The following is a 15,423-nucleotide window of genomic DNA, read 5'->3' on the forward strand; positions in this document are numbered from 1 at the left end:
CAGATGAACTTATGCCATGCCACCCTGTGCGAGCGTCCTGTCTTTTTTAATTTGCTTTCTGGCCGTTTTGCTGATTGTTTTTTTCTGCGCTCATTTTACGGACGAAAGCCACATCTGCCGCTGTAACTATTTCGGGCGTATTATTGAAGTTTGATTTGACATAGTTAAGCACTTCTGCTATCTGTGCATCATTCAAAAAGCTGCCATGCGCAGGCATTACTTCGTTATAAGGCAAGCCCTTTACTGTGATAGGGCCTTTCAATCCGTTCAATACCACGTTGATCAGCCTGAACTTATCGACATTCACCCACTCCGACTGCTCTAATGGTGGAAACCTGTTGCCATCTCCCTTACCGTCGCGCTGGTGGCAGGCCACGCAATAGGTGTTGTATATCTGGGAATTTTGGGGTAGATTCTTAAAAAGATTATCCTTTATCTCATCCGGTGTTTTTATGTTAGATGCCGTTTGCTTACGCTTAAGCATGCCTACCAATTGAGTTGTACCAAATTGCTTTTTATCACCGGTATAAATTACCCGCCATATACGCCCCATCTCGGTGTCGGCTATATATAATGAGCCGTCCGCACCTTCAGCCAGTCCCATCGGCCTGTATTTGGCATCACGAACGCTGATAATAGGGTCAACTCCGGCAAAACCATCGGCAAACACTTCCCAATCTCCCGAAGGCATACCGTTTTTAAACGGAACGAACGCTACAATATAACCCGCCTGCGGATACGGCGCCCGGTTGGTAGCGCCATGAAATGCTATGAAAGCGCCATTTTTATATCGTTCCGGAAATTGCTTGCCTTTGTAAAACAGCAGGTCATTAGGGGCAAAATGCGCAGGGAAGCCAATGAGTGGTTTTTGCAGTTTTGCGCCATTGCCTTCTTTTACCTTATCGCCGCCAAACTCTGGATTGAGCAGCTTTTTGCCTTTAATCTGATCGTAATAATAATATGGCCAGCCACCGTCAAGCCCTTCATTCACTTTGAAAAACTCTTCGGCAGGTAGCATGGCGCTTTCCCATGGCGAATAAATATCGGGCCACAACAGCCTGAAGTCATCGCGCCCATGGTTAACGGTGTATAAGGCTTTGCTTTTCTGGTCCCAGTCAAGCGCGACAATGCTTCTTAAGCCGGTTGCGAAGCGGGTGCCGTCTGTTTGTTTCTGGTTTAATTTATTGGCATCAAATCGCCATATGCCACCGTGATCTTTCAACAGCGGGTTACCCTGATCGGGTGAGAACGGATCGCCGATACCCTTTGAACCCGGCACCCGGTTTTTCTCCTGTCCGGCATTTGAGCCTGCTCCCCAACCGACATAGATATGGCCATCGTTATCAAAGGCGATAGGTTTTGTTTGATGCTCGTGATAGGGGGGCACATCGGCAACAACGGTTTCTACTTGCTCATCAGGCAGTAACTCATTGCCCTTAAGCTTCATGCGGTATACTGATAATTCCGAACTGAAATAGAGATAACCATTATAAATACGCATAGCAGTTCCGTACGACCGCCCCTCATATTTTCCGAAAGGCCGGATAACATCCATCCTGCCATCGTTATTGGTATCGCGCAGGGCGATATTGCCAAACCCTTCATTGTAATTAGGGAAACGTGCCTTCACATAAATATCGCCCGTGCTGCTTACAGCAATTTGCCTTGCGCGGCCTTTCAGGCTGTCCACAACTACTAACGCCCTGAAGCCTCCGGGCAGGTATAAACCTCCATTGTTAGCGTCTGGCTTGGGTAATTTGCCGTCGTTATTATACCAGGTAAACGCGCTCAGTATAAATAAACTACCGGTGCCAATTACTTTTAAGTAACGACTTTTAAAAAAATTGAGGCACGCGAATGCCATTAAGGTTGTTTTGGTGCGGTTCATCTATTGGTTAATATATTGTGTTACAGCACTGCCTTAAAACGGGAGCTTTCTTGCAAACGCTTTCATCAACATCAATTCAAAGGCAGAATGGAAAACGAGTTACTTTAATGACACCTGAAAATGGCCGGCAGACTAATGATTTGCAAAAAGTTACAATAATTTTTTTTGAGCCCGTAGGGAACCATACGGTTTTAGGTAATAATCACAAACACAACCTGAATATATACCGGATTTAAAAATGGTACATAAACTTAAGCCAATGTTTTAAAACTGATTTTTATAACATATATTGGTAAATTAAATATGCACACCAGGAGCTTACAGCACGCAAACGATCAGGAATTGCTTTTTTTGCTTACGCAAGGAAGCAAGGCCGCCTTTGACGCACTGTATGATAAATACTGGAAAAAAGTATACAACGCGGCATACAAAAGGCTAAACGATACCGAATACGCGCAGGATATAGCGCAGGACGTATTTGTACAATTATGGACACGCGCCACTACTGCCCCCATTGATAACCTGCCCGCTTACCTAAACGTGGCCGCGCGTAACGGTGTATTTAAGCACATGGAAAAGCAAAGCCGTTTTGCCGATCTACCTGAAGCGCCGGTACATTTGGAAGGAATTGATAAAGCCGACGAAAAATTATTATTCGCTGAGTTTTGCACAGCTTTTTATAAGTTGATTGACTCCTTACCTGCCCAGCAGCGTTTAATTTTCAAAATGCGCTTTGAGGATGACCTCTCCACCAATGAAATTGCTGAAAAATTGCAGATAGCTCCTAAAACCGTACGCAACCAAATAGGCAAAGCACTTACCACCGTTCGATCATCGTTGCTTATTATGCAAATTTTAATTTATTGTTGCAATCAGCGATAGGATAAACAAGATTTGGCGCTCTTTTCTTAAAAAAGACAATCATTGTTATCATTTATTAAAATTTTTGTAAAAAAATTCTAAATCGGCGTGGGCTAATTTGCTTTTTTTCACTCATGTATATATAACCTACATTAATGAACGATCTGGATAAAAAATATTTTGCCGATCTGCTTAAAAGATACCGTAACGGTAAAGCTACCGAAGAAGAAATAAACTTCCTGGTTGCTTACTATAACGTTTTTGATATTAATGAAGATGCTATTGATGAAACCGACAACACCCATTCAGAGTCGGTTAAACACAGGCTAAAATCACGCATTGATGAGCAGATAGGATTTAACAATACGAACCATTATAAATCGGTATGGTTAAGGTATGCCGCCGCGGCTGTTATTTTAATCGGCATAATGGCCGGCGGCTACACCTTTTTCAGCCGCAAACATAAAACGCAACAACTGGCAACGGTTACTGATGTAGCTCCGGGTGGTAATAAAGCAGTGCTGACATTGGGTAACGGGCAGCGTATAGTACTTGATGACTCGGGTAAGGGCGAAATTGCCCGGCAAGCCGGTATCAGCATTACCAAAACAGCCGATGGTCAAATCATCTACAAAACAGCCGGCAACACCGATAATGCGGATCAGCCTGCGGTACAAAATACCGTAAGCACGCCAAAAGGCGGGCAGTACACCGTGATACTGCCGGATGGAACAAGCGTGTTTTTAAACGCAGCATCCACAATTACTTATCCATCTTACTTTGCCGGCAATGAGCGCCTGGTCAAACTTAACGGCGAGGCCTATTTTGAAGTAACCAAAAATAAGGCAATGCCGTTTCGGGTATCATCAAACAACCAGGTGGTTGAAGTATTGGGCACGCATTTCAACATTAACGCATATACCGATGAGGGCGTAATTAAGACTACGCTACTTGAAGGATCGGTAAAAGTAATAAGCGGTGCATCAGCAATAACCATTAAACCTGGTCAGCAAGCTGTGGTAAACGGCAGCAGTATAAGCAGCAAACAGGTAGACCTTGATGAAGAAATCGCCTGGAAAAATGGGGTATTCGCTTTTGAAGATGCTGACCTGCGCTCGGTTATGCGCCAGGTATCACGCTGGTATGATGTAGATGTTGTTTATGATGACAACCTGCCCGATGATAAATTTTACGGAGAGATATCACGCAACAGCAAACTATCAGAAGTATTCAAAATACTGGAACTTAACAATTTTAAATTCACTTTAAAGGGCAAAACAGTAACCGTATCATACGCCCCTAAAGCATTGTAACCAAAACCCTCACTATCACTAATTAACTAAAACAATTAATTAACCCCTAAAAACTAAAAGATGGAGATACTGCTACAAAAGCCACATTAACTACAGGTACATGACATAAAAAGCCGGAAGCCTCTCACCGCCCCCGGCTATAAAAAGGTCAGCAGCAATGGTTTACAACAAGCTGCTTTTATTAACCCTATTCTATTCAAAAGTATGAAATTAAAATTTCTTTACAACGCCGTATTGCCCATACGGCAGGTAAAGTATAAACTGTTATTAGTGATGAAACTCACTGGCATATTGCTGCTTGTGGCCAGTTTACACCTGTCGGCAGCTACTTTTTCACAAACGGTAACTATATCGAGGCAAAACGCCACGCTTGAAACCGTATTTAAGGACATAAAGAAACAAACGGGCTATTTGTTTTTCTATAACGGAAAAATAAATACCAAGGGACAGCGCCTTGATGTCGACCTTAAAAATGTAACGCTTGACGAGGCTTTGGGCTATTGCCTGTCCCGCTATAACCTCACCTACACCATTGTTGATAAAACCATAGTAGTACGTAACAAAGCACCCGAAGCCCCGGCCAGCGACGTTGTATCAATGCCGGTAAAATTCCAGCTGAGCGGTAGGGTGATTGCCGCAGACAGCAAAGAGCCATTACCGGGGGTTAACATTGTAGTTAAAAGCAATAATGCAGCCTGGGCGCAAAGTAACAACAAAGGCGAATTTAAACTGATGGTTGATGCCGGCGATGTACTTGTATTTACTTACATCGGTTTTAAAACCAAAGAGGTAAAGGTTACCGATGCCAAGGCAATTACAGTTATGCTTGAAACGCAGGTAAATGCCATGAGCGATGTAGTTGTTACGGGCTATCAAACATTAAAGAAAGATACTTATACGGGTAATGCCGTTACCATCACGGGCGACGACCTGCGAAAATTCAACTCGCAAAATGTGCTTAAAGGCGTTGCCGCGTCCGATCCTTCATTTCGCATACTGGAGAACAACCTGGCGGGATCAAACCCGAATAACCTGCCCAGAATCAACATTCGTGGCGCAACAGCGCTACCCTCAATAACTGATCAGATTGACCGAAACAACCTCTCGAGCACCTATAACCTGCCAACATTTATACTGGATGGTTTCGAGGTATCGCTGCAAAAGGTGATCGATTTGGATATTAACCGTATAGAAACGGTTACCATACTTAAGGATGCTGCCGCCACGGCCATATACGGCTCTCGTGCCGCCAATGGCGTTATGGTAATCACTACCAAAGCGCCCGTAGCCGGCCAGCTTCAGTTAACGTATAATTACGAGCTTAACGCAACTGCTCCTGATTTGAGCGGCTACCATTTACTTAACGCGAAAGAAAAGCTACGTTACGAAGAGCTTGCAGGTTTGTATGTAAGTGGCGGCCTGTCGGGCGGCAGCCAGGATGAACTGACCAACCAGTACTATAGTAAACTGAAGAATGTAGTAAGCGGTGTTGACACCTATTGGTTATCGCAACCGCTGCGTAACACCTACGGACAGAAGCATGGCTTGTACGCCCAAGGTGGCGATTCAACGTTCAGATACGGAGTAGACTTACGTTACCAGGCTAATCCGGGTGTAATGAAAGGCTCAGACCGTAACCGTTATAGCGGAGGTATGAGCTTTACTTATAATCCTTCTAAAAAACTTATTTTCCGTAATGACCTAACGGTTACGCAGGTAAATGCGCAAAACTCCAAGTATGGTAATTTTGCAGACTACGTTTACATGAACCCGTACTATCCTATCTACGGACCCGATGGAAAAATTATTCGCGAGGTAGCCAACTGGAACGTAAACACCGGTTTGCAAGGTGAAGATCAATTTAAAAATCTGCCTGTTTTTAACCCGCTATATGAGTCTACTTTGGGCAATTTTGATAAATCGTCTTACCTCGAAATTATTGACGCACTATCGGTTGATTGGTTCATCAACAAAGCTTTACGGTTAAAGGGCCTTGTTAGTTTAAATAAAACAAAGAGCACAGCTGATAAATTCGCTTCTCCGTTGAATAACGAGTTTTATCTCGGCCCATTAAGCGAGATAAAAAATCGTGGCCGTTACAATTACTCAAGCGACGATCTGCTTGGTATTGATGGTAACGTCAGGTTATTATACAATAAACTTATTGGCGATCACTCGTTAAACTTTAATTTGGGTGTAAACGTAACTTCAAAAGATTACGATAACAAAAGCTTTGAAGCACGCGGTTTTACTAATGACCGATTTACCAATATCGGTTTCGCGCGTACCTACACGCCAAATTCAGCGCCTTACGGTTTTGTATCAACCAGCAGGTTGGTAGGCTCATTTGCTTCGTTAAACTACTCTTACAAAAACAAGTACTTACTGGATGCCAGTTACCGCCTTGATGGATCATCGGCCTTTGGCAGCGAACGCCGCTTCGCTCCTTTCTGGAGCACAGGTATTGGCTGGAACGTACATAAAGAAAGCTTTATGGAGGGCAGCAAAATATCCCGTTTAAGAATTACCGGAACTGCTGGTATGACCGGTTCAGTTGACTTTCCGCCTTATTTATCTAAATCATTGTACAGCTACCAAAGCTCTAACTGGTATTCAACCGGTGTAGGTGCCTTAGTAAATGGTTATGGCAATGAAAACCTGGAGTGGCAGCGCACTAATGAGTACCAGGCACGTTTGGAGGTAGGCTTATTTAATGATAAGATAGTGATAACCCCTATCTATTATTACAAACTTACCAAGGGCGTACTTACTGATATTAACCTGGCACCATCAACCGGTTTTACCACTTACAAGGAAAATCTGGGCGATATGAAAAATCAGGGTTATGAGCTTTATTTAACCGCAAACGTTTACAAGAATAAGGACTGGAACGTAAACCTGATAGGTAACCTGGCCCATAATAAAAACAAGATAGTTAAGATAGCCAATTCGTTAAAAGCGTATAACGAAGCGATAGACGATTATCAGCAGGACCCCGACAATAAATTGCAGGGAGTGCCGCTACTGCGTTATAATGAGGGACAGTCGTTAACCACTATATACGCTGTAAAATCATTAGGTATTGATCCGGAGAATGGCAAAGAGATCTATGTAAAAAAAGACGGATCGCTCACCTATATATATGATGTAAAGGATACCCAGCCGATCATTGACGCAGCACCTAAAGCAGCAGGCAACTTTGGCAGCACCGTTACTTACAAGCAATTTCAGATGAGCCTGAGCTTTTATTACACTTTTGGCGGTAACCTGTATAACCAAACGCTTGTTGATCGTGTAGAAAACGCCGACCCTCGTTTTAATGTTGACCGCCGCGCATTGGAGCAACGTTGGGTAAAACCGGGTGATGTTACTTTTTATAAAAACATCGCCGACCAGAATGTAACGCAAGCCTCATCCCGCTTTATACAAAAGGAAAACCGTATTGAGTTGCAGTCGCTCTACTTGTCATACGATATGAAGAGAGAGGTTGCTCGCAAAATAGGCTTGCAAACTTTACGTCCTTCTATAACTATGAACGATGTTTTCAGGGCTTCATCTATCGAGATCGAAAGAGGTATAAGCTACCCTTTTGCCCGCAATATCACTTTTGCTTTACTGGCCACATTTTAATTAATGCGTAAATGAAAAAACTGATCTATATACTAACCCTGCTAGTGCTTACTTCGTGCAACAAGTTTCTGGATGTAAAACCGGAATCGGAGATTGATAAGGAAGAGCTTTTTAAAACCGAGGAAGGCTATAAAGAAGCATTGAACGGTGTTTATACCCTTTGCTCATCGCAATCGCTGTATGGTGAAAACCTTACCTATGGCAATTTAGATATCATGGCTCAAAACTACGAGTTTACCGACCTGATACTACGCCGCGTAGCTAATTTTGAATATGAGTCGCCGGCCATGGTAGGTTTCCGTAACACTGTTTGGGCCAATGCCTATCGCGCTATAGCGAACTGTAATAACATACTGGAGAATATCGACTCGCGTAAGTCCCTTTTCCAAGGAAATAATTATCAAATTATTAAAGGTGAAACGCTTATACTGCGCGCTTACCTGCATTTTGACATGCTGCGTTTGTTTGCGCCGTCGTTTAAAAGCAACCCTGCGGCTAAGGGCATACCTTATGTGATAAAGGTATCAACACAAAGCACACCTTTTTCTACCGTAAGTGAATCGCTGGATAAAATCATTGCTGACCTGAACGAAGCTAAGGCGATACTTAAAGATACCGACCCTATTGTATCAGGCTACCAGGTAGGATATCCGGGGGATGTGGGTAACCCGGAGGTAAATACGCCCGACCTGTTTATGCAAAACCGACGCCACCGCATGAATTATTTTACCGCTTGCGGCGAATTGGCGCGGGCTTATCTTTATAAGAACGATATGGCCAACAGCCTGCTTAACGCGCGTATTATCATTAACGCCAACCGTTTTCCGTGGACTGAGGAAGCTGACTTTTTTCAGCAGGATCTCACCAAACGCGACCGTATATTATACAAAGAGTTAATAAGCGCATGGTACGTTAACGATAACAATGCGATAAGGGAAAAACTGATTAGTCTGTACACAGCTGTAAGTCCAACTTTCGCACCTTCAACCTCGTTAATTGATGATATTTATGAAAGCGCCCGCTCCGGCGCTGACGACTGGCGACTTAAACAGTGGTTTTTCCGTACCACCATACAGTCGGGCACCGGCGTTCGTGCGCTATTGCAAAAATATGTTTCAAACACCACCCCTACGCCTAACAGGCACCCGCTGGTGATGCCAACCCTGCGCCTGAGCGAAATGTATTACATAGCCGCCGAAGCGAGTTTTGACAGCGACCCCGCGCAAGCTGTAGCATATTTTAATACGCTGCGTAGGCAACGCGGTATAGGCACAGCCGTTAGTGCTCAAATTGCGAAAGATGATTTTATAAACATGCTGGTGCTTGACGCGCGCAAGGAATTTTACGGTGAAAGCCAGATTTTTTACATGTACAAGCGCCTTAACAAAGCAGTTAAAGTATCGGCTACGATAAGCATGCCGCCATCCGACAGGATATTTGTGCTGCCACTACCAAATGATGAAGAAGCTTACCGCAATAATTAATTAAAAGATGATGAAAAAGAATTTGATCTTGATATTATTAGCCTGCGTTGCATTTGCGGCTTGTAAAAAAAGCGAGAAGCTAACTTATGATTCTCCTGAAAACATCTATCTCAATTACAGTGGCGGCAGTGCAGATACTATAACCTACTCCTTCGCTTATGTGCAAGGTGTAGATCGTGATACTATTTGGGTGCCGGTAATTATATCAGGCAACCGCGTGAATCGTGATCGCAGCTTTATATTACAAGTAGTAGACACAGCTACCAGCGCGGTTAAAGATCTCCATTACGAGCCGTTAAAAGAAACGTATACCATGCCGGCCAACTCCGGTAGGGTGAATGTACCGGTTATCATAAAAAATACCGATAAGGAATTGGAAAACAAATCGGTTACGCTTACAGTACGCGTATCGGGCGGACAGGATTTTGGCACTAATCTGCCTGATACCATCCGTAAAAAAACCATCATGTTCTCTAACAGGCTTGAACGCCCGCAATGGTGGAATTTTTGGGAAGGCGAGCTTAAAACTTACAGTCGTACCAAACATCAATTGTTTTTGATAACATCCGGCACTCGTGATTTAATTGACCTGTCAACGCCTGATTATTACCTGTATATTCCCCGTTCTCTCTACTACATTGAAAACACACGCACATTTTTGAAGTATCCGTTTGACTGGATTAGGCAACATCCTGATTCTGGCTATGTGTTGACCAAACGAACTGACAACAGCGGCGATTATGACTTTTACAGCGTAAATGCGCCCGACAAAAAGTTCTTGCTAAAATACTTCAGCAGTGTTGACCAGTACCGTTTTATTGACGAGAACAACAAAGAAATCAACATGTAATTGTACCCTTAGCTAAATAAACAATGAAATTTAAATACATAGCATACTTACTGTTACTAACTGTGCTGGCAGCCTGTAAAAAGGATTTGGGTAATTACATTTACACGCCGCCATCAGAACCGGTAATCGTAAATTTTACCGACCGAACTTTTGATGCGCTGGTTGGTGATTCCCTCATTTTACAGCCTTATGTTGAACTTGACGGCGCCGATCCGTATAAAGACTTAACCTTTGACTGGGAGATATTTGTGGACGAGGCCGCGCGTACAGATAAATACACGGGCTATCCGCTTAAAATAGTTTATAACTTAAGCCCTAAAACGCGCACAGCCAAGCTTACCGTAACCGATAAGCGGAACCAAATGAAATACTTTTTCCCTTTTAAAATTGCGGGGAACACGCAGTTTACCAAAGGTTTTACTGTGCTGAGTGTTGATGCTGGTGTTACCAAGCTATCCTTCATCAAACCGGATAGCGCGAGCATTTTAAGCAACCTGTATTTTTCTTTACACAACGAGAATTTGCCGGATAATCCCGTTCAGTTATTTGCAAAGCCCTATGCCTATCAGCCAGGTACTGCCGAGGATTATTGGGTAATAGCCAAGGACCCGCAAAAAAACAGCGTAATTATTGATGGCAATACCATGTTGCGTAAAAGGTTCTTCGCTGATCAGTTTTTTAGTCCGCCGGCAAGCATTGTTACCGAAAGGTTTGAAGCGTCAAAAGGTTTTGCTACTGGGATAATTAACGGCAAGCTTTACCTAAGCGTTACTACTACTGCTCCATTTGCACCTGACTGGGGTAAGTTTTCTAATCCGCAGGCGGGGGATTATGAATTGTCGCCATACTTTGGTAATACCAATAATTATTATTTTGGATTTGATATTAAAACCAAGGCTTTCGTATCATTCAGTAGCACAGGCGGCTATTCAGGTACCGAATACCAGGTTAACGGCGATGCCTTTAATCCTAAAAACATAGGAATGAGTAACCTGCTATTTATGCAGCCGGTGCCCGGCACTAATTATGCCTTTTTCAAGGATGATGCCGGCAGCGTTTACGAAATCTCGTTCGGGATAGAAATGGATAATTATTTTTCTACGCGCGTTATTAAGCCGTACGCTAAAAAAATCTTTAAAGGCTCGGCAATGGTAAATGGTGATACTAAGTGGCAGCGCTCGGGTACTGATGTGTTTTACTTTAGCTCAAACGATAAAATCTACCGGTATAACCCGATCAACGAGGATTTAAGACTGCTGGACGCCAATCTGTCTGGCAAAAAAATCAGCATGTTAAAGCTTAGCGGAAATACGCTGACCGCCGGTGTTGATGGCGAACTTGTTTTTCTGGATGTTAGCGTTGGCGCTAATGGCAAACTTGTTAAAACCATTAAAGGCATACCTGGTGCCCCGGTTGATTTTGTATCCAAAAACCTTTAAAACCTGACCGATCATGAAATTATTGAAATATAAAGTTGCAGCTTTTGCCTTGATAATGGCACTTGGAGCTGCATCGTGTAAAAAGTCTGCAGTTGATAGTGAACCTAAACCTGACCCCGAAGGTGCTCCTCCAAAAACCTGGAAGGAGCACTGGGGTTATCACCACCAGTTGCTTAACCGGGTGTATTATGATGAACACGTAGCTGTTTATTATGACAACCTGATGGATCCGTCTGTTACCTGGCTTAACAAAGCCATGTCAGACTCATGGGCTTATGTAAAAAAGACTTATGGCGAGTTTGGGCCCGACCAGCGTTTGTTTGTAATATGCCATCGCACTGTTGATACTACTAACAACCTTGGCGGCGGGCACCCGGCATCATGGCGCGATGCTACCCACGATAACCGCAACGTGATTGATAACGGTCTCGGTAGCTGGACCTACCCCACCGGCGAACAGATTGGATTGCCCATACATGAGATTGGCCACATTGTAGCCAACGCATCGCATGGCCGCAGCCATGAGGACGGCAATTTATGGGGCGATAGTAAATTCGCGGAGATATTTGTTTATGACGTGCTGCTCAATATTGGCAGGCAGGACGAAGCTTTGCGAGTGTATTACGAACTGCAAACCAAAACAGACAACTTTCCGCGGACGGGCACACAATGGTTTAAAAACTGGTTCTACCCTATCTACAGCAAATATGGAAAAGGCCGGGTGCTGAGCAAATATTTTGAATTAAAAGGCAAGTACGAAAAACAAAACCGGGACATAAACTGGGGTGAATTCATACACTTTTGGAGCGGCGCGGCAGGCGTTAACCTGAAAGAGCAGGCGACCATCGCCTTTGGCTGGCCCGATGAATGGGAGCAGCAATTCCGCAAAGCACAAAAGGATTTCCCTGAAGTTAAATACCCATACTGATCATCAAACCAATAAATAAACAAACTTAAACATGAAAAAATTTTTAATGATAGCCGCACTGTTACCCGCAGTAGCATCGGCACAAACCGGTAAGTTTACCATCACCGGCAAAATTGGCAACCTAGATAAACCCGCTAAAGTTTACTTTGATTACATGGACAGCAATGGCGCCGGTAAAGAGGATTCTGCCGTAGTTGTAAACGGCACTTTTAAATTTACCGGTACACTTACCGGTACAGGCAACACCCGTATGTCGCTGGACCATACAGGCGAGGGTAAGCCACATTCTATTTACGCACCGGGTGCTGACGTTATCTACTTTTACTTTGGTAAAGAAAATATTGTTATCAATTCTAAAGACTCGTTGAGCAACGCCAAGTTCACTGGTTCAAAGGTATACGACGATTTCCAGGCTTATAACAAACAGATTGGTGGTACCATAATGGATTTGACCAAAGCAGCTAACAACGCCTATTCAAAAGCCACACCTGAGCAGCAAAAGGACAGTATTTTTATGGCAGGATTAAATGCGAGCTTCAAAAAAAGTATTGATGCACGGTCTGAAAAACAGTACCTGTTTGCAAAAAGCAATCCTAAATCATATTTCGCGCTGGTTGGCCTGTCAGAAGCCGCCGGAAGCAAAGTGGACGTAAAAAAGATACAGCCGGTATTCGCAGCCCTCGACCCAAAACTGAAGCAACTGGACATGGGAAAAGAACTGCAGCAACGCATTGAAGCGGCGGGTTTAACCTCGATAGGCTCAACAGCTCCGTCTTTTACGCAAAACGATGTAAATGGCAAACCGATATCATTGGCTGACTTTAAGGGCAAAGTGGTATTAGTGGAGTTTTGGGCAAGTTGGTGCGTACCGTGCCGTGCGGAAAACCCGAACCTGGTTGAACAATATAAAAAATATAAGGATAAGGGCTTTGAAATACTATCGGTATCGCTTGACAACAACAAGGCTGCATGGCTTGCTGCTATTGAGAAAGACGGGCTGCCCTGGGCGCAAGTATCTGACTTGAAAGGTTGGAACAATGCCGTTGGCCGTTTATACGGGGTTAGAGCGGTGCCGCAAAGCTTTTTAGTTGACCGCGACGGCAAAGTTATAGGCAACACCCTGCGCGGCGAAACGCTTAACCAAAAGCTGGCCGAGCTGATGAATTAGTCACCAATTAGAATATGCTATACTACACCACCCGGTAACGCCGCCGCGTACGGGTGGTGTTTTTTTACAAATGAAAAAATTTATAGTCACCTGCCTTTCTATTACGCTGTTTTTGGGCGTGGTAAAGGCTCAAAAAGTTAAGCTGCCCCAATTGCAGGCAACACTGCAAAAGGGCATTAAAAGCGCCTATTTTCCGAGCGTACGCATGTGGGGTTATGACACCACAGCCCGCCAGCAAATGAGCGCGCAATTCAGCGGCGTTGTGGTTACAGCTGATGGCTACATTTTAACCGCTGCCCACGTTACCATCCCCGGCAAAACTTATAAAGTGATGTTTGCCGATGGCAAGGAAGCTATAGCGGTAGCGTTAGGAAAAATTGAGCTGGCAGCCGACCGCACCATACCCGACGTAGCATTGATGAAGATAGTAACACGTGGTAGCTGGCCCTTTGCTCCGATGGCTAACTCGTCCACTATCAAAATAAATGAGCCATGCCTGAGCATCGCTTACCCGGAAAGCCTTAATCAATCCAAACCGACTATAAGGTACGGGCGGATCAGGGCGATAAAAAACGACCGCGGATTTATCGAGTCAACCTGTAAGATGGAGCCGGGTGATTCAGGCGGGCCATTGTTTGATTATATGGGCAGAGTGATCGGTATACACAGCGCTATAAATACTGATGAAGACACCAATTACGAGATACCTGTTGATCTTTACCATAAATATTGGAATGCGCTCCAAAAACAGCAGGTATACACCGAGTTTCCAACCGATACGCAGGCCATTGCGCATGACAATATCAAAAACCTGTTAACCGAACCTGGAATGGCCAACATACAGCCTACTTCAGCAGTGCTGATTAAGAAATATAAGCTCGACCGTTTAGTAGTAAACATAACCAGTACTGCCGACTCAGCTAATACCCCTGTGCTTGGTACAATTGTTAAGGCGAATGGCAGCACTACATATATTGTTAGCAAAAGCTCTATCGTGGGCAATGATCCGAAGATTATTACGTCAGGAAACAAAACATCCGATGCCAGGGTAATTGCAAGGGATCGCCAAACCGACCTTGTATTATTAAAAACGTCAACAAATTTTAAAGATGCGATAACCATCGCCCAAAATGATCAATCAGGTGCCAATTTAGGATCACTGTTAATTAATCCAGTGTCTGATAAAGAAGGTTTGATCAGTATAACCAGCGGCCTGGACGTTTCGCTTACCCGTTTCTGGAGCCTTGGTTATTTGGGTGCGGCGGTGGGTTACAGCGCCGTTCCGCCAACATTTACCTTTGTACAGCCAAATTCGCCGGCGGCAAAAGCGGGGTTGCTTGTTGATGATGAAGTACTGTCTGTAAACAACGTGGCAATGAAAAAAATTGAAGACTTTGGCGAAGTGACGCAGCAATACTGGCCGGGCGATACCGTAAATTTTAAGATTTTAAGAAGCGGCAAACAAGAAAGTAAAACAGTTACGCTTGGCAACAAACGCCAAACGGCAGGTAAACATCCGGCTGAATTGTTTAAAGGCGGGAAAAGCGTACGAAGAGATGGATTTGAAAAGGTGATTACGCACGATGCGGCCTTGCTGCCCACCCAATGCGGCGGCCCGGTTTTTAATATAGACGGGAAGTTTGTGGGGATAAACATAGCACGTTTCAGCCGTACTACATCTTTGGTTTTACCTGCACAGGTTATATATAACTTTATACTAAACAACCTCAAAAATCAGTAATAGCCTTATAATTATTGCTGACCATTAATATCTCGGCAGTAGGGTTTTCAAATCCGGGAATATCATTTAAAAACCGGTGATCTAACTTATCGATCACCGGTTTTACTATGACGGTAGTCAT

General features: G+C 43.9%; 11 protein-coding genes. 9 read left to right on the plus strand and 2 right to left on the minus strand.

The features are described from left to right. Window positions 1-46 precede the first annotated feature (46 nt). Window positions 47-1,888 carry a c-type cytochrome gene (locus tag LT679_RS16030; protein ID WP_232178679.1) on the minus strand — a complete coding sequence of 614 codons (1,842 nt, stop codon included), beginning with the start codon at window positions 1,886-1,888 and terminating at the stop codon, window positions 47-49. Window positions 1,889-2,191: 303 nt separating this feature from the next. Here LT679_RS16030 and LT679_RS16035 point away from each other — a divergent pair, with 303 nt between their 5' ends. From LT679_RS16035 to LT679_RS16075, 9 genes are all read left to right on the plus strand, one after another. Then, on the plus strand, window positions 2,192-2,770 hold the full coding sequence (locus LT679_RS16035; protein WP_232178680.1) for an RNA polymerase sigma factor: 579 nt from the start codon (window positions 2,192-2,194) through the stop codon (window positions 2,768-2,770). Between the two features lie 134 nt (window positions 2,771-2,904). Continuing rightward, window positions 2,905-4,062: a FecR family protein gene (locus LT679_RS16040; RefSeq protein ID WP_232178681.1), complete on the plus strand. Its 1,158-nt coding sequence runs from the start codon at window positions 2,905-2,907 to the stop codon at window positions 4,060-4,062. A 204-nt stretch (window positions 4,063-4,266) separates the two neighbouring features. Beyond that, entirely contained in the window at window positions 4,267-7,692 is a 3,426-nt protein-coding gene (locus tag LT679_RS16045) for a SusC/RagA family TonB-linked outer membrane protein (RefSeq protein WP_232178682.1), read from the plus strand. Window positions 7,693-7,703: 11 nt separating this feature from the next. After that, the gene (locus LT679_RS16050) at window positions 7,704-9,176 is read left to right on the plus strand and encodes a RagB/SusD family nutrient uptake outer membrane protein (protein WP_232178683.1); all 1,473 of its coding nucleotides are present in this window, start codon (window positions 7,704-7,706) and stop codon (window positions 9,174-9,176) included. 7 nt (window positions 9,177-9,183) lie between these two features. Then, the gene (locus LT679_RS16055; protein WP_232178684.1) at window positions 9,184-10,026 is read left to right on the plus strand and encodes a DUF4843 domain-containing protein; all 843 of its coding nucleotides are present in this window, start codon (window positions 9,184-9,186) and stop codon (window positions 10,024-10,026) included. 23 nt (window positions 10,027-10,049) lie between these two features. Next, window positions 10,050-11,465, plus strand: coding sequence for a PKD-like family lipoprotein (locus LT679_RS16060; RefSeq protein WP_232178685.1), 1,416 nt, complete (start codon window positions 10,050-10,052; stop codon window positions 11,463-11,465). 13 nt (window positions 11,466-11,478) lie between these two features. Next, on the plus strand, window positions 11,479-12,393 hold the full coding sequence (locus tag LT679_RS16065) for a hypothetical protein (RefSeq protein WP_232178686.1): 915 nt from the start codon (window positions 11,479-11,481) through the stop codon (window positions 12,391-12,393). A gap of 31 nt (window positions 12,394-12,424) precedes the next feature. Next, on the plus strand, window positions 12,425-13,561 hold the full coding sequence (locus LT679_RS16070) for a TlpA disulfide reductase family protein (protein WP_232178687.1): 1,137 nt from the start codon (window positions 12,425-12,427) through the stop codon (window positions 13,559-13,561). Window positions 13,562-13,631: 70 nt separating this feature from the next. Continuing rightward, window positions 13,632-15,302 carry a S1C family serine protease gene (locus LT679_RS16075; RefSeq protein ID WP_232178688.1) on the plus strand — a complete coding sequence of 557 codons (1,671 nt, stop codon included), beginning with the start codon at window positions 13,632-13,634 and terminating at the stop codon, window positions 15,300-15,302. Here LT679_RS16075 and LT679_RS16080 read toward each other — a convergent pair. After that, the gene (locus LT679_RS16080) at window positions 15,289-15,423 is read right to left on the minus strand and encodes a 6-carboxytetrahydropterin synthase (protein ID WP_232178689.1); all 135 of its coding nucleotides are present in this window, start codon (window positions 15,421-15,423) and stop codon (window positions 15,289-15,291) included. The two genes, LT679_RS16075 and LT679_RS16080, sit on opposite strands and share 14 nt — an antisense overlap.

Origin of the sequence: Mucilaginibacter roseus (assembly GCF_021215455.1) — a bacterium.
GTDB classification, from domain to species: Bacteria; Bacteroidota; Bacteroidia; order Sphingobacteriales; family Sphingobacteriaceae; genus Mucilaginibacter; species Mucilaginibacter roseus.